This window comes from Salmonella sp. SAL04162 (genome assembly GCF_046551535.1).
GTDB classification, from domain to species: domain Bacteria; phylum Pseudomonadota; class Gammaproteobacteria; order Enterobacterales; family Enterobacteriaceae; genus Salmonella; species Salmonella enterica.
On the sequence record NZ_JBGDVX010000001.1, the window covers coordinates 206035 to 226517 of the forward strand.

A 20483-nucleotide genomic window follows, 5' to 3' on the forward strand; every position below is an offset into this window, starting at 1 on the left:
CAATGAACGAAGACGATTTCGAAATCGGCAGCTGCTCTCACTCAGAGTTGATGGCATTGCTGGACAGCGACGACATCCAGCCAGGGTCAACGGCTGGCTATCAGACCTGCAAAACGGTTTACCTCTACCACCCGCTGGGCGGAAAGATGGTGGATCGCCCGATTAAAATGGCGATGAATGAGCCGCGCACCGTCCATGTTGCCCAGTCCTATGGCCTTGAGCAGCGCCTGCGTGACGCGTTCGAGCGAGAATGGAAAGCGATGGGTGCTAACCAGCACATCGCCAACGCCGCGCGGATCGCCCGAATTTACGGCGTATCTGCGATTGCAATGCTGGTGGATAACCAGGAGCCGAATGAATCGCTGGATTACCGCACGCTGTACAAGCACAACGTCAGCTTTAACATTCTCGACCCGCTGAACACCGCGGGCAGCATCGTGCTGAATCAGGACCCAAATGCCCAGGACTTCCAGAAAGTCGACGGTATCCGGGTGGCGGGCAAGCCGTATCACAAATCGCGCTGCGTTGTCGTGCAGAACGAGGATCCGATTTACCTAGCATACAACCCTGCGGCGTTCGGCTTCACCGGCCGCAGCGTATACCAGCGAGCGCTCTATCCATTGAAATCCTTCATCCAGACCATGCGCACCGACGACATGGTTGCGGTGAAAGGTGGCTTGCTGGTGACGAAAATTAAGGGGCCAAGCTCCGTCGTCAACAACATGATGCAGAAGCTCAGCGGCATTAAGCGCATGATGCTTAAGCGCGGGAAGACGGGAGAGGTCCTGCAGATCGGCGAGAGCGACAACATCGAGTCAATCGACCTGAGCAATCTGGAAAAACCTCTCGACTCTGCGCGTAAGCACATCCTGGAGAACGTGGCCGCCGCCGCCGACATGCCGGCGATCATCCTCAACTCTGAGACGTTCGCCCAGGGCTTCGGTGAAGGCACTGAAGATGCCCGCGCCGTGGCAGTGTACATCGACAACATCCGCGAGTGGCTGGACTCGCTTTACGCGTTCTTCATCCGCGTGTGCCAGTACCGTGCCTGGAGCATAGAGTTTTTCCAGTCGTTACGCGCCGACTTCCCGGAGCTGAAAAACACCTACAGCGTGTATTTCGCGAGCTGGATAAACAACTTCGAGTACCGCTGGCCATCCTCTCTGAAAGAGCCGGAAAGCGAGAAGGTGAAGGTCGATGAGACGCGATTCAAGGCGATAGTAAGCATGCTGGAAGCGGTGCTGCCGCAGCTCACAGCGGACCCGGAGAACCGCGCGACACTTATCGAGTGGGCGTGCGAAAACGCCAACGCCAACGAGAACCTCTTCCCGCAGCGGCTTAACCTCGATTACGACTCGCTGAAAGACAACCCACCGCCGGAGCCGCCAAAAGCTGAAGAGCCGGGCGGCGGGATGATGCTATGAACACTTTCACCCGAACAGTGAGAGATGCGGTGAAGTTCTTTCTCCGCAACGGCTATTCGTCCCGGGAAGAGCTGGAACGCTGGCAGGCAATTATCCGCCAGGCCGCCGAAAGCGAAACCGCCGATGACTACATGGCGATGGTCACCCGCAATCTGACGAAAGCATACGACCTGCAGGTGGGGCGTGCTGGCGCGCTGAAGCGCCACCAGGGCATATCCCGGTTTACACTCAACTACCTTGAGCCACAGCTGAGGACAGAGCTCGACAGGAGGATCCTCGCCAGCGCCGACCTTATCAAGCTCAACCGCAAAAAAGCCATCGACACCACGTTATCGCGGTTTAGCGGCTGGGCCAGCAGCATTCCCTCTGCCGACAGTATTGCGCTGACTGGCATTCAGGGAACAATGCGGGAGACGGCAGGGCACATTCAGAAGGCCGCCGAGAAGGTGGACTATGAAGCGCGCCGGGTGATGATCGACCAGAACCATAAGCTGATAGCCAACATCGACAACGTGATCGCAACCAGCAACAACGCGATTGCAGCGATATGGCACAGCCACTGGCGGCGTCCTGGCTATGACTTCCGCGAGGACCACAAGGAACGCGATCAGCTGTATTACCTGATTCGCGGGAACTGGGCGCAAAAAAACGGGTACGTGAAAGCCGGGCCTGCCGGTTACCTCGACGAAATCACTCAGCCTGGCGAAGAGGTTTTTTGTCAGTGCTACGTGACCTACATCTACAACATTCGAAGCATTCCAGAATACATGCTGACCCAGAAGGGGCAGAAGTTCATGGAGTCGATGAAGAAAGCAGCATAGGAGCATTAAAACGTGGCTATTTTTGGCAGCGGGATAATGTTCCGTCAGGGTAAGTTCGTCTTCCTGATCCAGCGCTCGGATGATGGCACTTGGTGTCAGCCCGGCGGCACGGTAGAGCAGGGAGAACTGGCTATTGATGCCGCGCGCCGCGAGGTGCTGGAAGAGGTGGGTTATCAGTACGATGGCCCGCTGATCCCGCACAGTGTTCACGGTGATTATCTGACGTTTCGCGCCGAAGTGCCGGAGAGATTCGAAGCGAAGCTTAACGACGAATCGTTGGCCGCCGGATGGTTCCACATTGACGATCTGCCTAAACCGCTACATCAGCCATTCGCTGAGATGCTGGCACGGCAGGCGCTCAATGAAACGGAAGTGGCCGCACTCATCGCTGACGGGACCTTAAGCAGCCCGCAATTCTTTATCAATATGTGGATGTTCGCCATCCGGGTGACCGGAACGGGAGTAACCTGGCGCTCTGCAGATCAACAGATGGCCTTCCGTAACCCGGACGACTATCTCACCCCAGAGTTTCTCCAGCGGGTTGCCGGGCTACCGCTCATATGGCTGCACCCGGAGAAAAATACGCTTGATAGCAATGAATTCGCCAAGCGCGTTATCGGCACCCTGACAAATAGTTGGGTTGCTGACAATGGTGAGGTGTGGGCAATTGCACGCGTATATGACGCCGAGGCTGCCGAAATCATGGCAACCAGGCAGTTAAGCACCTCACCAACAGTCAAGTTTGTTGAGGTTCCCGATTCAATCATTGAGATCGACGGTCAGCCTCTACTGGTGGAGCCATCCCCTGAGTTGCTCGACCACGTTGCAATTTGTGAACAGGGCGTATGGGACAAACTCCTTGCCCCTACTGGTGTTAAATCTGATTCCATTCCAAACGAGGCTGAAAAGATGGACGAGGAAAAAATCGTAGCGCTAATCAATAAGGCGATTGACGCACGCATGGCTAAGGCTGACTCAGAAGCAGCAGACCTGAAAGCCAAGGCCGATGCCGAAGAAGCAGCCAAGAAAGAAAAGGCTGATGCTGAGGAGAAAGAGGCCGAAGAGGCGAAAGCCAAAGCTGACGCGGAAGAGAAAGCCGCGAAGGAAAAAGCAGACGCTGAAGCCAAAGAGAAGGCCGATACCGAAGAGGCTGAGCGTATGGCGAAAGAAAAGGCTGACGCCGATGTCCGTCGCGAAATCGCAGAGCTTAAGTCGCGCATTCCAACCGAGTTAAGCGATGAAGAGCGTAACGAAGTCGCCGACGCACAGGTGAAGGCCGATAGCGTGTTCTCCTGCTTCGGTAAGCGCGCGCCGGTTCCGCTGTCCGGTGAAAAGCCGCTGGCATATCGCCGCCGCCTGATGATCCAGCTTCAGGAACATTCGCCTGACTTCAAAACCGTCGACCTGTCCTCCATCGCTGACTCAGCCCTGCTGAGTGTGGCCGAGAAGACGATCTACGCCGACGCGCAGAAATCGGCAATCCTGTCTGTTGGGCCTGGCATGCTGCGTGAAATTAAACGCGCTGATGCAACTGGTCGCCAGATCAGCACCTTCGAAGGCGATCCTGCTGTCACCTGGGCTCCGTTCCAGTCTGGCAAGCGTCAGGTCACCAGTTTCAACAACCAGGCTTAACGGGAGCTCTCAAGCATGGCTAACTTATCTCTTAACCCGATGGCAACCACGAACGCGCTGGGTTCTTTCGGTGTGCAGTCCGACGGTTATATTCAGGGCGTTGCGCTGGATGACCCGGCGAACCGCTTTAATCTGGCTGCTGGCACAGTGGCACCAACCGAAACCAAACCTCTGTGGGGTGGGCTGCCCGTCGCCGAGCTTCTTCCAGGTACCAGCTCAAGCCCTCGCGGTTCGTTTATCCGCCGCGCGGTGTCTGTTGCCGAACTGGAAGGCTTTACCGTCTTCAATCAGGCGCACAACGGCCTGACCACTCCGCAGTCTCCGGTTCCGCTGTACGCATCCGGCATGAGCGTTTCCTACTATCGCCTGGGCTCTAGCATGCGCATTCCGCTGAAAGCATCTGCGCAGGTTGTTGCGCTGGGTACCGCTGGTGCTTCAGTGAAAACACCGCTGGCTTGGGATTTCGTGAACAACCAGATCACCACTGCGGCGGCAGCTGGCTTCGCCGGTTCCGATATCGCGACAACTGATGTGTCCTATGCCTCTGGCGTGGCTACAGCAACCACTGCTTCAGCGCATGGCCTGACGGCTGGCCAGTACGTAAAAATCAGCGGCGTTGCTCCATCGGCGTACAACGGCACCGTTGTTGTGTTGTCTGTACCGAGTGCAACCACCTTTACTTACACCCCGGCGACAGCACCAGGCGGTGCAGCGACCACGCAGGGCACCATCGGTGCGGTAACGCTTTCCGACATCACACTGCCAGTGAAAGTGCTCGCCGTCGAAACAGGTAACTCCAAAACTGTCACCTATGACAGCTCAACTGGTTTCCTGACCTGGAATAACAACGACAGCTGCGCGCTGGTCTTACTTTAATCAGGAGCTGAATTAAATGGCTGCAATTACCCCCAGCTACACTATCGTCAATCCGTCGTATATCGCGCCGGAAATGATCCTTGGTTACCAGCAGGCGTCAGGTGCGTTTGAAACTATCGCCAGCGGTAATCCTCAGGTCCGAATTGGCGTTGGCGACCAGTACGCCTACATGCGCCGCCTGGATATTCGCACCCAGGTAACCTCCAGCCAGTCGGGTAACGCCAACCAGTTGCCGAGCGTGGCACTTGATGCCCGGATGATTTCCACCCCAACTTACCTGTTCCGCTGCCGTGGTATCTACGATCACCACGACATGGCGGCAGCCGGTAACTGGAATTTTGCTCTGCCGGAAGCTCAACGTCTCGGCATGCGACAGGGTATTTTCCAGCAACTTCGTTCTGCACTGTTGTACGGCATGAATCCGGCTGGTGGTGAAGGATTGTTGAATACTGCTGGCGCAACAACCGAAACACTGCCAGCAGACAGCGCCGGAAATACCACTGTGCTGACCTACGATCATGGTCAAATGGCCGTTTACCTGCTCGGTCACGTCCAGGCGGCAATGACCCGCACCATGCAGTTAGGTCGCCAGTTGCGCGTCGTTATTCTCGGTCCTCAGCGCGTTCTGGGTGCAATGGAGATCCAGCAGATTGTCCAGCTGACCTCATATCAGCGTCCTGGTGGCGGTACCGATACCGTTGGCAACACCGTGAAGGAGGTTCTGAAAGGGGCAAATGTTCAGGTGGACTGGGTTTATGACGACACGCTGATCGGAAAAGGCGCGGGCGGAACAGACGCGGTGGTCATTACCATCCCTGAAGTTGAAGTGCCGATGGTCAATTCCACCGTGAACACCAACGAATTCGCCAAGCTGACCCCGTCTCTTGCCGCGAATGCGCTGATGTTCTGTGATATGGCTGCACCGCGTGAAATTCCGACACCGATCGCTGGTGGCGCCATTGATGTTCTGTCCGAAATGCGTTCAACCGCAGGCTGGGCAGTTCGTCCGGAAGCCATCACCATCCTGTCTATGGCGTACAGCGCCTGATCCATTATTTGAAATGAACTAGCCCCCACAGGGATATCTCTGCGGGGGCTTTTTTACGAGGGTAACTAATGAAACTGTATATCGCCAACACCACTAAACAGCGTCATATCTTCACCTATCGCAAGCTGGAGACAGGGAGACTTGTTCAGATCCCTATTGAGCACGGCGCACAAATGATGGTTCTTGATGGCTCCACCGAAGAGGTTGACGCGGTTATTCAGCACCATCGTGTTTATGGTCTGGTTGATTCGACAAAAATTGATCAGAGTAAAGATTTTGTCGGTCTTTGCTACAGCATTAACAAGCCTGTTTCGGCATCGGTAATCGAGAAAACTATTCGCGACAACGATGTTCATTTGACACGTAACGCTCACAACCTCCGGCAGGCATCAATTATTGCTCACGACAGTACGCTGCGAAACAGTGGTACGGGTTACGACGGTGATATGGAATTCAGCGTTGAGCAGGCCAGAGGCCGTGATGAAAGCGACGAAACTCAGGTCGTTAACGAGACGATTGTTACTCCGAAAGCCGGGAATAAGAAAAAATGAGCGTAAATCTGGCTGCATTCATCATATTCGTTCGCACAGATATGGGCGTAACCGCCAGCCAGGTTCCTTATGACTCTCCGTCCTTTGTTGTTGCGTATAACGCGGCCGTGGAATGGGTGAACCGGGATATTGAACTGGTTATGCCCAGCCTGTATGAGGTTGCCGTTTACAATCTTGGCGCATCGTTTCTGGTCAACTACGGTACTGAGTCGGTATTTGCTGAATTCAGGAAAGAGTATGGGCTGAATGATTTCAAGGCTGGCGTGATAACGGGGGCCGGGGATAACTCAACCAGCGCGCAGCGTCTTGTGCCTGACTTCTTCAAAGATTTGTCTCTGGCCGATCTGCAGATGTTGCAGGACCCTTGGGGACGCCGCTATCTGATGATTGCCCAGCAGTTCGGTAGCCTGTGGGGGCTGTCATGATCACCTTTCATCTTGGCGTTATCGACATTCCCTACGAGGATGAAAACACCACGACCGGGGATGTTGCTGAGTACCTGGAAGAAAAATACCAGATTATGCAGACCTTTTTTGACAGGTACGGAAACGACATCGCCGACCTGATGAGTAAAGACCTCGCCGCAAATCTTGAAAATATGCTGGCTGGCGCGCCGCCGTTAAGGGATCCGCTTGCGGAATCCATGTCACGCGTTCACGACCTGTTCGTGGCCTTTCTGGATAACGAAGAGATGAACGGCATGTCAGGTGTGCCAACCCGACGCGCGCTGCTGGGTATATCTAAACGCTTCAAAAATAAGAAGGGCGATCCGCGGGCATCCTTTATCGATACAGGAAACTATCAGGCGGCAATGCGCGCCTGGGTAAGCGGGGTATTAAATGCCTTCCCTGAGTGAACTACAGCAGAATGCAAAAACAGAGCTTAACGCGGCTCTGACGCAGGGGCTTGACGACCTCAGTCGCTTTCAGGTGGTTACGTTTACGAAGTATATCCGGAAGGTTCTTCCGCTTGATGGATTCGTGTTCTGGGTTAAAGCCTCAGTCCTGTCTGATAACCCGGGCAACGAACCCGACACGGTAAACGTCAAAGGCTACCTTCATCTGACGACAGAAACCATCCAGGACGATGAACAACTCTACGACCGCAACGTCGTTACGTTTACTGCGCAGGCCGATATAGACCCATTCAACGATATTGGGTCGGACGTCCTGTACATCGGCGAGTTCTTTGGCATTCAGTTTTCTTTCTCCCGTCGAACCGGGCTGAACGAACCGGCCAATCTTTATCACTACACAGGGGAGGCGATCTATCCGCATATGCGGTCGCAGATTATCAACTCTGCGGATGATATCGACCTGAGTGACGTTGTGGTTTCCAGTTCGTTGCCTGTATGGCTTGGGCTGAGTCAGTTTATGCCAATGTTTCCGGCGATGCTTTCCACGCAGAACCTGTCGCCTCCCTTCGCGACAATACGGTGCAGCAATGTCTCTCCGATCGCCGGGGCGTTTTATATCGATGAACGCGACAACCAGTACCAGCTGGTTTCCGAGGATGTGACGATTTCGATTACAGGCCTCAGGAATGCCGTGGTTGAGGACTTTCTGCGATATGTTCAGCAGTACACCCTGCGCGATGATGCAGAAATGGGCGTAATGAATATTCCTGTGATACAGGATGAGCGCGTCACGCAGAACGAGCTCAACATTATCGCCATGCGGAAAAAGGTCAAATTCAAAGTTAATTACTACCAGCAGCGGATGAGGAACGTCGCCCGCAGGCTGATCACGTCTGCAATTCCGTCCATTTATGTGGAGAAATAATCCAAATGGCAATAGTAAATATCAATGTGTCGGTGACCAGTCCGCCGAAACCCTCCCAGTTGTTAAAGTCAGGCGCTCTGGTATCAACGGGGGGAACCACGCTGGCGGCGGGGAGTTATCAGTTGCTGACGTCCAAAGACGATCTAAAAAATATCGTTGCGCCAGCAAAAGCTATTTCTTCGCTTGCGTGGGCCGGGAATACCGTCACGGTGACTCTTTCAGAAAATCATGGCTGGTCCATTGATGAAACGATCCCTGTTGTGATTTCTGGTGCTGCGCCTGCTGCTTATAACGGGGCATATACAGCGTCTGTGACAGGCGAAAAAACGTTTACTTATCCCCTGAACAGTGATCCCGGTACAGCAACGGTTACAGGTACCGTAACGTCTGTTGCCGCCGGAGAACTCCAGCAGATGAACACCACGTACTGGGCACAGGGGACCAGCCGGGCGGTTTATGTCCTTGAGCTGGGTGAGATGAATGTAAAATCTGCGGTTGCGGCCCTTGGTACGTTCATTGATGAAGATACTTCTCTGGGAAACACATACCAGAAATTTTTCTCTTACCTTGTGCCGAGGGAATGGGACGCCGAACCGACCTTTAAAACGCTGGCGAACAATTACACTTCGCCCGGCGCGCTGGTGAAATTTTTCGTCACTACCACGATTGCGACGTACCAGGAATGGGTATCCGGCAAATATCCGAATGTCTTTGCCGGGGTTGAGGCGCCGTCAATTGGCGCAACTGAGTTCTCGATGGCGGCACCGTTCCAGTCCTCACTGGCAAACGATCCGGGGTCATCAAACATGGTCCCGCCGATGGCGTACCGCTTTATGTATGGCGTAACGGAGTATCCGCCGGCAGGTAATGGTACGTTGCTGAAAACCCTGCAGGATAACCATATCAACTATATCGGCACGGCGGCAGAAGGTGGCCTGAGCAATAAAATGCTGGTGGCCGGTCACATGCTTGACGGTATGCCGTTTAACTACTGGTACTCGGTGGCATGGTGTGCAATCAACCTTGAGCTGGATCTGGCGAATGAAGTGATTAACGGTTCTAACACTACTGTTAACCCGCTTTATTACGATCAGCAGGGAATTGGTCGCCTGCAACGACGCGCTTTGAAAACTCTCCGTTCCGGTATCAGTTACGGGCTAATCCTCGGTCAGGTGATTGATACGCAACTCACGCAGGAATCGTTCAACGCGGAATATGAAAAAGGCTCTTATGCCGGGAACGCGGTCATCAACGCAGTACCGTTCGCTGACTATACCAGCCTGAATCAGTCCGATTACGCCGATGGAAAATATAACGGCCTGAGTGCGGTTGTCACCCCGCGTCGTGGTTTTGAGTCCATCACTTTTAATCTCAACGTGACCAATTTTGTGGGGGCGTAATAAATGCCAAATCCATTAGTACCACAGGGCTTTCTTAACCGTGTCAGGGGTGCGGTGACTGTCACGGATATTCCGGCGCTGAATGTCACCGCGTCATTTCTGGGTAAGGATGCGATCAGTATGCGGCCGGATTCGGCTGCAACGGACATTATCCCCACACTGACCGGAACCGTGGGGAGCCAGGTACCTTATCAGCAGGTAACGATCACGATGCATTTACTGCGAACGCAGGGGCTGGCGGCGAGCTATCAGAACCGTTTCGCTTCTGATACGTCGCTGGGAGAGGTCGTTATCACGCCGGATGCCAGCACCTTCGGAAACTACACGGTCCTGAATGCATATCTGGTGAATTTTAATGAACTGACCATCAACGGTATGGATGCCGGATATGTCGTGACGATTTCCGGTTATCTGATCACCAACGATAAAATGTGGGGCTAATGGCCGTGAAAATTGACCGAAAACTGAATTTTGTCAGCACCATCACCCGCGATGACGGATCACTGGTGTATCTGCACATTGTGCCGTTTCCGTATGAAGTCGTTGAGGAAAATTGCGTACTGCTGGGGAATCTGTTCAATAATTTTTTCTCCCTGGTGGGTTCGGTAGGTGCGCCCCGCGTGGCGGCGATGATGCTGCGAAAAATCATCAAAGCGCGGCAGGAGGCAGGAGATCTTCAGCCAGGAACGCCGAATATTGTCGATGAGATACAGCGTTTGACAACGGTCATCTGGAACGATAACGGAACCTGGAAAACGTCTTCGCTGGAGGCTGCATTCAGGCAGGAAATTATCACCGATGATGAGTACCGGGAAGTTGAGGGCGAGGTCGTTTTTTTTATGGTGAGCTCTGCCATTCAGAAAGCGAACCTGATCGCACCGACGGTGGGGAAAGCGCTCGATATGTACAGTGGGCAACTTGTGTCATTGAGCGCTATGGCGTATCGCGATTCTTTACCGACGTCGAAAACGGCTACCGATACCCCGACCCCGGAAGCCCTGCCGGAACCCTCACACATACCCTCCTGACATGGGCCTCATGCGAAGGCTTCAGTCACCTCTGTCGTGAACTGGGCTGCGGTGAATATAAAAGCCCGCTCCATTTCCGGCAGCGGTTCATTCTGGAGGAAATAAGACGCAAGGGGTATTTCAATGGCGGCTAAATCCATTGTCGAAATTGATGTTCAGGACGAGAAATTTCAGTCGTTCCTGGAAAAATTCAATGAATACCAGAAAGCACTCGGCGAATTACCTGAACAATGGCGGGGGGCGGTTCACGGACTCGGCGAGGCCGCAAAGGAGACAGAACGTGTCCGGGATGGTACGGAGGGGATTACAAAAGCGTTCGCTGATGGCGTTGCGGCGTTAGCATCTGTTAATGACGGCCTCGATCGACTCAACGGTAATCTGGAGAAGGCCACAAAAACCCAGACGGAGTTTAACAAGAAGTCCGGCGGTGCGCGCAATTTCCTGAATAAAGCCAGCAAGGATGCGAAATCGCTGGCAGGTCATATTAAAGATGCCACAACCAGCCTGCTTTCATGGGGAACCGTTCTGGGGCTTTTTTCCGGGCTGGCTGGTGCGGGCGGTCTGTGGGGGCTTAACCACCTGGCCGGCAATGCCTCCGCACAACGGTTTACTGCGATGGGGCTGGGGACGACGGCAGGTGGACTTAATTCGACTGCTGTCGATTTTCAGAAAGCGCTGGGTAATCCTGTCGGAACTCTGGGCGCCATACGTGATGCGCAGCTTGATTTGAGTAAACGCTGGCAGTTCCGGGCAATGGGAGTCGATAACCCGGACAGGGATCCTGCTGAGCTTTTACCTGAAATGATAAAAGCGGCGCGTGATATTTTTGTGCGTAACGGCAGTACGCAGCAGGGGGCTGAAGCCTACGGGCTGACGAACTATTTCACCCTTGACGATCTGAACCGCTTCAAAAAAATGAGCGATGAAGAAATCGATGCGATGGCGAAACAGGCGCAGCAGGACACTCGCCGCCTTCAGTTGACGGACCAGCAGCTTCGCCAGTGGCAGGATTTCAACATTCAGCTCGACCGCAGTAAGGTCAGTATCGGGAATACGTTTATCCGGGGACTGGCACCGCTGGCGCCGGAGCTGGGAAAACTTTCGGATGCCTTTTCCGGCGCGATTGAAACGGTCCTCAAATCGCCGGAACTGGGGAAATGGATTGATGGCCTTTCAGATGGTATACGCCGGTTTGGTAATTATCTGGCTTCCCCCGAATTCCAGAAAGATGTTGAAGCTTTCATATCCGGTGTGGAGCGGCTTGGTCGGGTTATCGGCAAAGTCATTGACTGGATAAGTGGTAAATCCGACATCACGACGGATGACATTAAATCCCGGTCATCGATACTCAGCGACGAGAAGCGCACCGATCCCGTTACCAGTGAGACTTACACCCCGGGTGGGGATGATGATCCGCGAGTGTGGTCGTGGCTGAAAGGGGTAAAAAAATTCTTTGCATCAGGAGATGTTAAGCCGGTCGACGGGAAACAGGCTGATGTTCATGCTAAGGGGCGAACCATTGCTGACAGGTTCAATAATCCTGCGAATTTACGTTATGCCGCAGGTTATGAAACCGCCAATACCAGAAGCGGGAAATTTGCTGTGTTCCCCAGCCTGGATGAAGGCGTTCTCGCTGCTGCAAAACAACTGCAAATATACGGCACAAAGGGCATCAACAATATCCACGATATTATCAGTAAATGGGCTCCATCTAACGAGAACAATACGAAAGCATATATCGGGCATGTTGTGAATGCGACTGGCCGCAGCGAATTCGAAAAGCTGAATTTAAATGATACCCGGACGCTCGCGAAATTAATTACTGCCATGTCAGTAAAAGAAGGTGCCGGCTCCCGGTTAAGTGAAGGGAAGGTTATACAGATTATCAATAATGCCGGAGGTCATTTTCAGGAATCGCAGAAAAAATCTTTGCAGGATATAAATCCATCCGACAGCGTGCGGAGACAATATCTTGCCCAGTATGGTTCTGAATTGCCAGGTACCAGCACAAATAACCCTGTCGTACAACCAGTACAACAGGGTTCGGGGAAAACTGACCAGATACTGCAACAAATTCTGGATAACCAGAAGCGTGGTCATGCTCAGGGACTTGTTGTTTATAACAATACCGGCGGTAATGCAGTTGTATCCAGTACGCAACTTGGAGGGTTCGGTTAATGTCATTTACCCGCGAGCTCTACAAGCTCGGTTTTGAAATCTCCCCGGTTATTCTCTGCGATGGTGTGGCGCAGAGTATACCCGGCGGCATGTTGCCGATAGTCGCCCTGACCCAGAGCGCCAGCTACGTTTCAGGTCTGATGGGGGGCGCTATTGAACTGACGGATCTGGATAAGTATTTCTGCCACTGGCGAGCGGCGCCCGGTGGGACAATGGTTGATTACGACATTGGTCGTTATCCGTTTGCAAATCAGGCGGTGGCAGCCAATGCGCTTCTCTCGCAGCCGCTGCGCATTCCAATGCTGATGGATGCGCCGGTAAATGAAAACACTGGCGCCATGACAAAGCTGGTCACGCTGAGTTCGTTGCAGGCCGTATTGCAGGCACACGCCAGTCTTGGCGGAACGTTTATTGTGGCAACGCCAGGTATTATTTACAGCAACTGCATACTGAGAACGGTGCGTGATGTTACCGGATCGAATGATGCCTTACCGCAGCGGCAATGGTTATGGGATTTTGAGCAACCACTGCTTTCTGAAACCGGGGCTGAACAGGCGATAAACAGTTATCTGGGCAAGATTGATAACGGGGACAAGGCAACAGAAAGCGCCTGGACCAGTACCATCTCGGCGATTGGTAATACCTCACTCGGCAGTAGTGTATCGGGTGCGGTTATTGGCTTAATCGGAAAACTGAGCGGGGCATTTAATTTATGAGCATGGCGTATTATCCCTTCTCCGGTAACGAACAGAAAAGCATGGTCTTTACTCCCGTTCTCGATGGTGAAGTTTATAACTGCCAGACGAAATGGAATATTGCCGCCCAGCGCTGGTACCTCAATATCACGGATAACTCAGGCCGTCGGCAACTGACAATACCGGTTATTGGTTCCCCAAAGAATTACGATATTAATTTACTGGTGGGGGCATTCAGCAAAACCAGAATGGTATGGCGTGTTTCTGACGGTCAGATTGAGGTATTTAACTGATGCGTTTCTACGACATTCAGATTTTTAATGCTTCGGATGCTAAGGGCAACCCCGGTACGCTGTACAGACAGTACAGTAGCATGAAAAACGGGGTATTTAACCCGGGGTGCCTGATGGTTGAATTCGACCTTCTCCGTTTTGGTGAATCCACTCCCAAAGGGCAGAGCTGCATCACTGTCTGGGGCATCAGTCCGCAGGAAATGCAACAGGCCAGACAGGATATGTTTGGCATGACCATAAAAATGTGGGTGGGAATGTCAAAAGGGTTGCCGCTGGCGAAACCGGAACAGCGTGGACTGGTGCTGGAAGGGACCATCTGGCAGGTGCTGGGAAACTGGCAGGGGACCGAGTTACGGCTGGATCTTATTGTGACCGCCGGCCCTGTGTCTGACGTTAACCCACTACCGCTGGCACCCGTAAATTTAACGGTGCCGTGGAACAAAGGGGTTAAGCTTTCTGTCGCGCTGACGCAATGCTTTCAGACGCTGGGGGGTGACTACCGGTTCTCAGTCAGTATCAGCGATCGCCTGGTGAATAATTATGACAGCAATATGTTTTGCGGTAGTCTCCAGGAGCTTGCGACCAGACTTAACTCGCTGAGTAAAAGCATCATTAAGGACAGTAATTATTCTGGTGTTGAAATAGCGATGGTGAACGGCAGGGAGATCCGCGTATTCGATAACGATTTTGCTAACCACCAGGATAAAGATTCAAAAAAAAGCGCCTCTTACAGAAGTAAAAATCCCGTGCAAATTGAATTTACCGATCTTGTTGGTCAACCGACATGGATCCAGTTTGGTACGGTATCCATTCCCTGCGTTATGCGCAGCGATATTCAGGTGGGCGATTATATCCGGATGCCGAAGAAATTAAGGCCGATGATCCAGGCATCGTCATACTCACAGTTTCGTGATGACTCGGCTTTTACGGGGGATTTTCTGGTGTCTTCGGTCCGTCTGGTGGGTAACAGCAGGCAACCGGACGCAAACAGTTGGGTAACTGTTATCGAGGCGCATCCAACAGGGGGGATTGCTGCAACATGAGTATAAATAAAAAACTCAATTTTGGCGGCAATATGAATAATTTCGCCGACCAGAAAATAGCCGCCGCTATGCAGATGGCCGGAAAGATTTTACCCGCAGAGGTCGTCAGTCAGTCCGGGAAAATGGTCACTGTTACCTTTTTGCTGCGGGACATTCCCTACACGTTACCTCAGTTGACCATTCCGCTATTCGGCCCTCAGTACATCAGATACCCGATGCAAAAAGGAGATAAGGGGATAGTCATCCCGGCGGATACCTACCTGGGCGGCGCCAGCGGCCTCGGAGGGGGAACGGCTGATCTGACACCCCCCGCAAATCTCAGTGCGCTGGTGTTTTTACCCATCAGTAACACGGAGTGGGAGAACGTCGATGGTCAGGTACTGACGCTGTACGGGCCGGAGGGGGTAACCATTCGTGATGCGAAAAGCAACACTACGTTTCTGCTCACACCGGAAAGTATCACGATTGCCACACCTGAAAAATTCGAAGTGACGGTGGGCAGTACAGTTCTGACGCTCACCGCTGGTACCTGGTCGCTGACAGGGCAGAGTGGAACACTGACTGACAGTGCGGCCAGCACCAGCCCGAAAATCATGCTGGAGGGCTGGGAAAAGCTGGTTCAGTGGGTTAACAGCCACAGGCACAGCAATGGTAATGACGGACAGGATACCGGAGGGCCAACGTCACAATTCAACGGGAGTATTACCGAATGAGGACATACGGACGAGATAAAGACGGGAAGTGGGTAACGGTCACGACTGACGAAAACGGGTTTAACGATTCTGTGTATCTCACAACGCTGGTGCAGAATCTGAAGCTGTCCCCGCAGGAGTCCCCGTTTTTTGCTAATCACGGTATACCGGCTAACGGCTCAGTTATTCAGCAGATACTGCCGACTTTTTATGTTAACCGGCTCCAGCAGCAGTTCAGCAAATATTTTTCCTCTCTACAGATTGCGCTGGCGGATGTTGATCCCCCTGTTTACAACATTTCGTCGATTACTAACTCAGGCTCTAAAATAGTGGCTCAGGTGTATGTATGAGTGATTTACCCATTAGTTATGATATTGCCGGCCCTGTTCCTAAAACGACGGATGAACTCCGGCAACTGGTTATTGATACTGCAACAGCGCTGTCCCCGGGGATAACCACAAATCTGCCAGGATCGCTGATTGAAGATATGGTCAGTACGAGCGTCGGTGCGCTTGTGGTATGTGATCAGGCGCGGGTTGACCTGATTAACTCATGCAGCCCGTATGCGGCAAATGTACACCTGCTGGCGCAACTGGGTGATATGTACGGCGTTCAGAAAGGGCAGGGTACCAATACATCGGTTTATGTGGTGTTCAGTGGCCCGCCCGGGTTTGCTATACCGAAAGGTTTTATGGTCGGGGATGGAACCTACACCTATACCGTTCAGCGTGACACGATGCTCCCGGAAAGTGGACAAACGGAGCCTGTCTATTGCCTGGCAACAACCGGGGGCTCCTGGGCAGTACCTGCGGGGACTGTAAATCAGATAAAAACCTCAGTACCGAATACATATAACCTGACCTGCACCAACCTTACCGCTGGATTACCCGGCGCGCAGGAACAGACTTTTTCTTCATACCGTGCCCAGGTATTCCAGGCGGGTATGTACGGTGTACAGGGAACGCCTGACTGTTACCGGATTGAACTGAAAAATGTTTATGGTGTACAGGAGAATCTGATCTCATACCGACAGGCATCGCTCGGGGCATGGGTAGCGATAGCTGGTGGCGGCGATCCTTATGAAGTGGCTTACGCTATCTATAAAGCCGTGCCAGATATCTCCGTACTGACGAATGATGTAGTGAATCCATCAGGCGCTGCGGTGGATAAAAAAACGATACCGATCATTGTGTATCCGGATACGTATCACGTGCCGTTTGTAGTGCCATCATCACAAAACGTTACGCTTTTAATCACCTGGAATACAGCCTCAACCAGCTATATCGATCCAACCGGGATTGAAAAAGCAGTGCAGCAAAGCATTGCTGATTACATTAACGGAATTGCAACGGGTGAACCAATAAACATTTTCCTGATTCGGGATATTTTTCTTAATCAGGTTAAGGGGCTTGTATCTTCAAACCTTGTATCAATGATTGATATTCAGGTTGGAATAAACGGAAAAATTGTCCCACCTGCAACCGACTCCAGCCTGGTTTATGGTGATACTTACGCCTATTTTTCCACTTCATCTTCACAAATTCAGGTTAAGCAATATGGCAGCTCTTCTTGAAAGCATTATTCCGGCCTACCCCTATACGCAATATAATGACGATCCGGATATAGTTGCCTTTTTTGATGCTTATAACAAACTGGCACAGGGGTATCTTGATTACTTTAACAACCTGAATTTACCTTGCTGGACCTCCCCGGCGATTACCGGTGAGTTGCTGGACTGGATTGCGGCGGGTATTTATGGGGAATCACGCCCCCTGCTTCAGATCTCCGAGGATGCCATTGCACGTGGAGCGTATAACACTATTGAGTACAATAATGTCGCGTATGCAAAACTGAGAAATTATGTTCCCGGCTCAGCGTCATATGTTCCGGACGACTATTTTAAACGGATACTGACATGGAATTTTTATAAAGGCGATGGTTCGCACTTCTGCATCAACTGGTTCAAACGACGGCTTGCACGCTTTATACATGGAGCTAACGGAATAGACCCACCTGTACAGTCCACTTTTGATATTAGTGTAATGCCCGATAAGGGCATTTTTTTTGTCTCCATTCCTGACTATGGCGATGGTGTCGGGCACTTTCTTAAAGATGCAATTGACCAGTCGCTGGTGAAACTCCCATTTATTTATACCTATTCGGTAACGGTGGTTGAGCAATGATTATTGGATTCGGAAATAATGTCGTCTCCTCACTGGCGGCTGATATTACCGCCAGCCAGACGACCATTCAGGTGATGCCTGGTGCGGGAGCGATGTTTGCTAATTTGCTTACCAGCGATTATGCGAACAGCTCAAACCCTCTTAAAACTTACGCCAAAATTACACTGACAGACGCAAAAGAAACAGTTTTTGAGGTATGCCATCTGACAGCAGTTAATAATGACATGCTGACGGTTATTCGCGGTCAGGAAGGTACAACAGCGAAGGGATGGTCACTGAATGACGTTATAGCGAATTTTGCGACGCGAGGATCTGAAAATCAGTTTGTACAAATTGAAGAGCTCCAGAGTGGGCATTATGTCGCTGGTGTGGCCGGAGGTACAGAGAATAATCTGACGCTGGAGTTACCAGCAACTTATTTCGTCAATGGTGGAGTTGACTGGACATTGCGCACTCCACTTGTGGTTATTCCGGCGCTAAACAATACCGGAGCCAGCACTCTGCAACTGACGATGGGGGGGCGTGTGCTTGGCAAATTCCCACTATACAAGGGGAATAAAGCAGAGTTATCGGCCAATGATATTATTAAAGATGCTCCTGTCCTATGCGTTCTGGATAATACAAAAACCTATTTTTCTGTGCTTAATCCCCTGGAGATTTATTTGGGATCACGGTATTTGCAGAAAGACCAGAATCTGGCCGATGTCAACGATAAAGCGCAGGCCCGTCAGTCCCTACAACTCGGCGACAGCGCGACCCGCAACGTTGGCACCACTCAGGGAACGGTAGCCGCAGGTGACGACAGCCGCATCACTGGCGCCCTGCAAAAATCGCAGAACGGCGGCGATATTCCGGACAAAAAACAATTTGCGAGAACTATCGGTGCTGTGACCTCTACCAACATCACATTTAATAATGCTTCTGGATGGTACAAAATCGCCACGGTTGTAATGCCGCAGGCTACATCAACTGCGGTGATTAAATTATATGGAGGGGCTGGGTTTAACGTTGGCTTATTTGAGCAGGCGGCAATCAGTGAATTAGTGCTGCGTGCCGGTAATGGTTCACCTGTTGGAATAACCGCCACGCTGTGGAGACGCTCGCCGACTTCTGCTAACGAGGTCGCATGGGTTAATACATCAGGCGACACTTACGATATTTATATTAATATCGGCCAGCATGCGCACTGGTTAATTGCGCAATATGATTACACCGGCAATGCAAATGTCACGCTGTACAGCACGCCTGAATATTCATCAGTACAGCCGGGAAACTCAACCAGCGGTCAGACATATACACTGTTTAATAGTCTGATGAAACCCACTTACGAAGATGTGGGTGCATTGCCGATTACAGGGGGGCAGCTTAACGGCCCGCTGGGTATTGGTACTGACAATGCACTGGGCGGTAATTCGATTGTGCTCGGTGATAACGATACAGGGTTTAAACAGGATGGCGACGGCATTCTGGGTATTTACGCCAATAATGCCCGGGTCGGTTATATCGACAATTCCGGGTTACACCTGTCAGTAGATGTTCTCACTAATGGTGGCATACGAGCAGGTGACGGGAAAAGGCTGTCACTGACGAGTAATAATAATTCGACAATGACAGCCACGTTTAATTTATGGGGCGACGCAAACAGGCCTACTGTTATTGAACTGGACGACGATCAGGGATGGCATCTGTACAGCCAGCGAAATCCTGATGGTTCGATTGTCTTTACGGTCAATGGCGATATCACCGCTAACACGCTTCGTGCAGGCGGGGCCATCTATCAGAATAACGGCGACATCTTTGGTTCTGTCTGGGGGAATAGCTGGCTGAGTCTTTGGATTAATAATAATTTCGTCACAGATGTTCAGTTAGGGGCTGGCACATCAGTGACTACCTGGAACAATGCAGGTTCATGGCCTAACACTCCCGGGTATGTAGTTACCTCCGTCTGGAAAGATAATCAAGGCGAAAATATTGATGGTATTAATTATGCGCCTTTGCAAAAACGAGTCGGGAATCAGTGGTATACCGTACAAGGGGGAACGGTATAATGAAAAAATATCAGGATATTAAAAATTTCAGACTGATTGACGCGCCTGTAAACAGGGGTAAAACTCAGGCCGAAATAAATATAGGTGCATATTTTCTGGAGTCAGAAGACGGGCAGGACTGGTATGAGTGTCAGTCATTATTTTCTGATGATACTGCAAAAATAATGTACGACCCTGAGGGGGTGGTCTGGGGTGTTGTTAATAAGCCAGTCCCGCAACGTGGAAACACATATGCTGTATCAATGTTGTGGCCGGTTAATATGTCTGTTGCGGAAATAGACGCTGCTGACTGTCCTGATGATTGCCGTGGTGATGGTACGTGGTTATATCAGGACGGTAAAGTCGTTCAGCGGGGTTATTCTCCGGAAGAGCTGCGTAAAAAGGCTGAGGCTGAAAAAATTCGTCGCCTTTCTGAAGCTGAATCAGCCATCGCACCACTGGCGCGGGCAGTAAAACTAAAAATTGCCACAGATGAAGAGATTAAACGGCTTGAAGCATGGGAACTCTACAGCGTAATGGTTAACCGTGTGGATACAGCTTCCCCTGACTGGCCGGAGGTGCCGGATGTGGCGTGAAGCGCGTCTGGCTTTTACGGATTCCCTGGCTGCGCTGGATTGTTCCGTCGTTCCGGCGCATCCGTGGATTCACGGTTTGGGGCAACAGACAGATAACTGGGCAGGTATGATGCAGGCAATGGTCTTCAGGGATTTAAAATCCATGGGCGCCAACTGCAAATGAAAAAGGATACTGGAATGATAATAACGGTAATTAAATAAAGCAACGCCCGGAC

The 20483-nt window shown here is 51.8% G+C and carries 23 protein-coding genes; all 23 read left to right on the forward strand.

Features of this window, described 5'->3' with window-relative positions; translation table 11 throughout:
* Positions 1-2: 2 nt before the first annotated feature.
* The gene (locus ACLJRH_RS01035) at positions 3-1424 is read left to right on the forward strand and encodes an anti-CBASS protein Acb1 family protein (RefSeq protein WP_001001270.1); all 1422 of its coding nucleotides are present in this window, start codon (positions 3-5) and stop codon (positions 1422-1424) included.
* Positions 1421-2245, forward strand: a complete 825-nt coding sequence (locus ACLJRH_RS01040) for a hypothetical protein (RefSeq protein WP_001091611.1) — start codon at positions 1421-1423, stop codon at positions 2243-2245. The genes ACLJRH_RS01035 and ACLJRH_RS01040 overlap by 4 nt, the downstream gene beginning before the upstream one ends.
* 12 nt (positions 2246-2257) lie before the next feature.
* Complete coding sequence (locus tag ACLJRH_RS01045) at positions 2258-3877, forward strand: NUDIX hydrolase (protein ID WP_000964073.1); 1620 nt, start codon at positions 2258-2260, stop codon at positions 3875-3877.
* Between the two features lie 15 nt (positions 3878-3892).
* The gene (locus tag ACLJRH_RS01050; RefSeq protein ID WP_000002317.1) at positions 3893-4753 is read left to right on the forward strand and encodes a hypothetical protein; all 861 of its coding nucleotides are present in this window, start codon (positions 3893-3895) and stop codon (positions 4751-4753) included.
* 16 nt (positions 4754-4769) lie between these two features.
* Positions 4770-5801: a DUF2184 domain-containing protein gene (locus ACLJRH_RS01055; protein ID WP_000719055.1), complete on the forward strand. Its 1032-nt coding sequence runs from the start codon at positions 4770-4772 to the stop codon at positions 5799-5801.
* Between the two features lie 68 nt (positions 5802-5869).
* Entirely contained in the window at positions 5870-6352 is a 483-nt protein-coding gene (locus tag ACLJRH_RS01060) for a hypothetical protein (protein ID WP_000780868.1), read from the forward strand.
* A complete protein-coding gene (locus ACLJRH_RS01065; protein ID WP_000115737.1) occupies positions 6349-6777 on the forward strand; it encodes a hypothetical protein in 429 nt (142 codons plus the stop codon). Before ACLJRH_RS01060 ends, ACLJRH_RS01065 begins: the two co-directional genes overlap by 4 nt.
* The gene (locus tag ACLJRH_RS01070) at positions 6774-7208 is read left to right on the forward strand and encodes a hypothetical protein (RefSeq protein ID WP_000627557.1); all 435 of its coding nucleotides are present in this window, start codon (positions 6774-6776) and stop codon (positions 7206-7208) included. Before ACLJRH_RS01065 ends, ACLJRH_RS01070 begins: the two co-directional genes overlap by 4 nt.
* Entirely contained in the window at positions 7192-8133 is a 942-nt protein-coding gene (locus tag ACLJRH_RS01075; protein ID WP_001139601.1) for a hypothetical protein, read from the forward strand. The genes ACLJRH_RS01070 and ACLJRH_RS01075 overlap by 17 nt, the downstream gene beginning before the upstream one ends.
* Positions 8134-8138: 5 nt before the next feature.
* On the forward strand, positions 8139-9533 hold the full coding sequence (locus tag ACLJRH_RS01080; RefSeq protein ID WP_001018953.1) for a hypothetical protein: 1395 nt from the start codon (positions 8139-8141) through the stop codon (positions 9531-9533).
* A gap of 3 nt (positions 9534-9536) precedes the next feature.
* Positions 9537-9974, forward strand: coding sequence for a hypothetical protein (locus tag ACLJRH_RS01085; RefSeq protein WP_001133547.1), 438 nt, complete (start codon positions 9537-9539; stop codon positions 9972-9974).
* Entirely contained in the window at positions 9974-10561 is a 588-nt protein-coding gene (locus tag ACLJRH_RS01090) for a hypothetical protein (RefSeq protein ID WP_000268743.1), read from the forward strand. Before ACLJRH_RS01085 ends, ACLJRH_RS01090 begins: the two co-directional genes overlap by 1 nt.
* Before the next feature lie 123 nt (positions 10562-10684).
* A complete protein-coding gene (locus ACLJRH_RS01095; protein ID WP_000729223.1) occupies positions 10685-12739 on the forward strand; it encodes a hypothetical protein in 2055 nt (684 codons plus the stop codon).
* Entirely contained in the window at positions 12739-13455 is a 717-nt protein-coding gene (locus ACLJRH_RS01100) for a hypothetical protein (RefSeq protein ID WP_000011138.1), read from the forward strand. The genes ACLJRH_RS01095 and ACLJRH_RS01100 overlap by 1 nt, the downstream gene beginning before the upstream one ends.
* The gene (locus ACLJRH_RS01105) at positions 13452-13727 is read left to right on the forward strand and encodes a hypothetical protein (RefSeq protein ID WP_000061271.1); all 276 of its coding nucleotides are present in this window, start codon (positions 13452-13454) and stop codon (positions 13725-13727) included. The genes ACLJRH_RS01100 and ACLJRH_RS01105 overlap by 4 nt, the downstream gene beginning before the upstream one ends.
* Entirely contained in the window at positions 13727-14770 is a 1044-nt protein-coding gene (locus ACLJRH_RS01110; protein ID WP_001213277.1) for a hypothetical protein, read from the forward strand. The genes ACLJRH_RS01105 and ACLJRH_RS01110 overlap by 1 nt, the downstream gene beginning before the upstream one ends.
* Positions 14767-15483, forward strand: coding sequence for a hypothetical protein (locus ACLJRH_RS01115; RefSeq protein WP_000026342.1), 717 nt, complete (start codon positions 14767-14769; stop codon positions 15481-15483). Before ACLJRH_RS01110 ends, ACLJRH_RS01115 begins: the two co-directional genes overlap by 4 nt.
* Positions 15480-15812, forward strand: a complete 333-nt coding sequence (locus ACLJRH_RS01120; protein ID WP_001261468.1) for a hypothetical protein — start codon at positions 15480-15482, stop codon at positions 15810-15812. The genes ACLJRH_RS01115 and ACLJRH_RS01120 overlap by 4 nt, the downstream gene beginning before the upstream one ends.
* Positions 15809-17035 carry a baseplate J/gp47 family protein gene (locus tag ACLJRH_RS01125; RefSeq protein ID WP_001281712.1) on the forward strand — a complete coding sequence of 409 codons (1227 nt, stop codon included), beginning with the start codon at positions 15809-15811 and terminating at the stop codon, positions 17033-17035. Before ACLJRH_RS01120 ends, ACLJRH_RS01125 begins: the two co-directional genes overlap by 4 nt.
* Complete coding sequence (locus ACLJRH_RS01130; RefSeq protein ID WP_000729406.1) at positions 17019-17645, forward strand: hypothetical protein; 627 nt, start codon at positions 17019-17021, stop codon at positions 17643-17645. Before ACLJRH_RS01125 ends, ACLJRH_RS01130 begins: the two co-directional genes overlap by 17 nt.
* A complete protein-coding gene (locus ACLJRH_RS01135) occupies positions 17642-19693 on the forward strand; it encodes a hypothetical protein (RefSeq protein WP_000583379.1) in 2052 nt (683 codons plus the stop codon). The genes ACLJRH_RS01130 and ACLJRH_RS01135 overlap by 4 nt, the downstream gene beginning before the upstream one ends.
* On the forward strand, positions 19693-20268 hold the full coding sequence (locus ACLJRH_RS01140; protein WP_000760501.1) for a tail fiber assembly protein: 576 nt from the start codon (positions 19693-19695) through the stop codon (positions 20266-20268). Before ACLJRH_RS01135 ends, ACLJRH_RS01140 begins: the two co-directional genes overlap by 1 nt.
* Positions 20258-20431, forward strand: a complete 174-nt coding sequence (locus ACLJRH_RS01145; RefSeq protein ID WP_000267959.1) for a hypothetical protein — start codon at positions 20258-20260, stop codon at positions 20429-20431. The genes ACLJRH_RS01140 and ACLJRH_RS01145 overlap by 11 nt, the downstream gene beginning before the upstream one ends.
* Positions 20432-20483: the final 52 nt, after the last annotated feature.

What these genes read in the sequence shown, in the direction of transcription:
- ACLJRH_RS01040 (WP_001091611.1), top strand. Translation starts at nt 1,421, where the DNA reads ATGAACACTTTCACCCGAACAGTGAGAGATGCGGTGAAGTTCTTTCTC.
- ACLJRH_RS01035 (WP_001001270.1), top strand. Translation starts at nt 3, where the DNA reads ATGAACGAAGACGATTTCGAAATCGGCAGCTGCTCTCACTCAGAGTTG.
- ACLJRH_RS01095 (WP_000729223.1), top strand. Translation starts at nt 10,685, where the DNA reads ATGGCGGCTAAATCCATTGTCGAAATTGATGTTCAGGACGAGAAATTT.
- ACLJRH_RS01130 (WP_000729406.1), top strand. Translation starts at nt 17,019, where the DNA reads ATGGCAGCTCTTCTTGAAAGCATTATTCCGGCCTACCCCTATACGCAA.
- ACLJRH_RS01070 (WP_000627557.1), top strand. Translation starts at nt 6,774, where the DNA reads ATGATCACCTTTCATCTTGGCGTTATCGACATTCCCTACGAGGATGAA.
- ACLJRH_RS01115 (WP_000026342.1), top strand. Translation starts at nt 14,767, where the DNA reads ATGAGTATAAATAAAAAACTCAATTTTGGCGGCAATATGAATAATTTC.
- ACLJRH_RS01075 (WP_001139601.1), top strand. Translation starts at nt 7,192, where the DNA reads ATGCCTTCCCTGAGTGAACTACAGCAGAATGCAAAAACAGAGCTTAAC.
- ACLJRH_RS01090 (WP_000268743.1), top strand. Translation starts at nt 9,974, where the DNA reads ATGGCCGTGAAAATTGACCGAAAACTGAATTTTGTCAGCACCATCACC.
- ACLJRH_RS01060 (WP_000780868.1), top strand. Translation starts at nt 5,870, where the DNA reads ATGAAACTGTATATCGCCAACACCACTAAACAGCGTCATATCTTCACC.
- ACLJRH_RS01105 (WP_000061271.1), top strand. Translation starts at nt 13,452, where the DNA reads ATGAGCATGGCGTATTATCCCTTCTCCGGTAACGAACAGAAAAGCATG.
- ACLJRH_RS01145 (WP_000267959.1), top strand. Translation starts at nt 20,258, where the DNA reads ATGTGGCGTGAAGCGCGTCTGGCTTTTACGGATTCCCTGGCTGCGCTG.
- ACLJRH_RS01050 (WP_000002317.1), top strand. Translation starts at nt 3,893, where the DNA reads ATGGCTAACTTATCTCTTAACCCGATGGCAACCACGAACGCGCTGGGT.
- ACLJRH_RS01080 (WP_001018953.1), top strand. Translation starts at nt 8,139, where the DNA reads ATGGCAATAGTAAATATCAATGTGTCGGTGACCAGTCCGCCGAAACCC.
- ACLJRH_RS01125 (WP_001281712.1), top strand. Translation starts at nt 15,809, where the DNA reads ATGAGTGATTTACCCATTAGTTATGATATTGCCGGCCCTGTTCCTAAA.
- ACLJRH_RS01120 (WP_001261468.1), top strand. Translation starts at nt 15,480, where the DNA reads ATGAGGACATACGGACGAGATAAAGACGGGAAGTGGGTAACGGTCACG.
- ACLJRH_RS01140 (WP_000760501.1), top strand. Translation starts at nt 19,693, where the DNA reads ATGAAAAAATATCAGGATATTAAAAATTTCAGACTGATTGACGCGCCT.
- ACLJRH_RS01100 (WP_000011138.1), top strand. Translation starts at nt 12,739, where the DNA reads ATGTCATTTACCCGCGAGCTCTACAAGCTCGGTTTTGAAATCTCCCCG.
- ACLJRH_RS01085 (WP_001133547.1), top strand. Translation starts at nt 9,537, where the DNA reads ATGCCAAATCCATTAGTACCACAGGGCTTTCTTAACCGTGTCAGGGGT.
- ACLJRH_RS01055 (WP_000719055.1), top strand. Translation starts at nt 4,770, where the DNA reads ATGGCTGCAATTACCCCCAGCTACACTATCGTCAATCCGTCGTATATC.
- ACLJRH_RS01065 (WP_000115737.1), top strand. Translation starts at nt 6,349, where the DNA reads ATGAGCGTAAATCTGGCTGCATTCATCATATTCGTTCGCACAGATATG.
- ACLJRH_RS01135 (WP_000583379.1), top strand. Translation starts at nt 17,642, where the DNA reads ATGATTATTGGATTCGGAAATAATGTCGTCTCCTCACTGGCGGCTGAT.
- ACLJRH_RS01110 (WP_001213277.1), top strand. Translation starts at nt 13,727, where the DNA reads ATGCGTTTCTACGACATTCAGATTTTTAATGCTTCGGATGCTAAGGGC.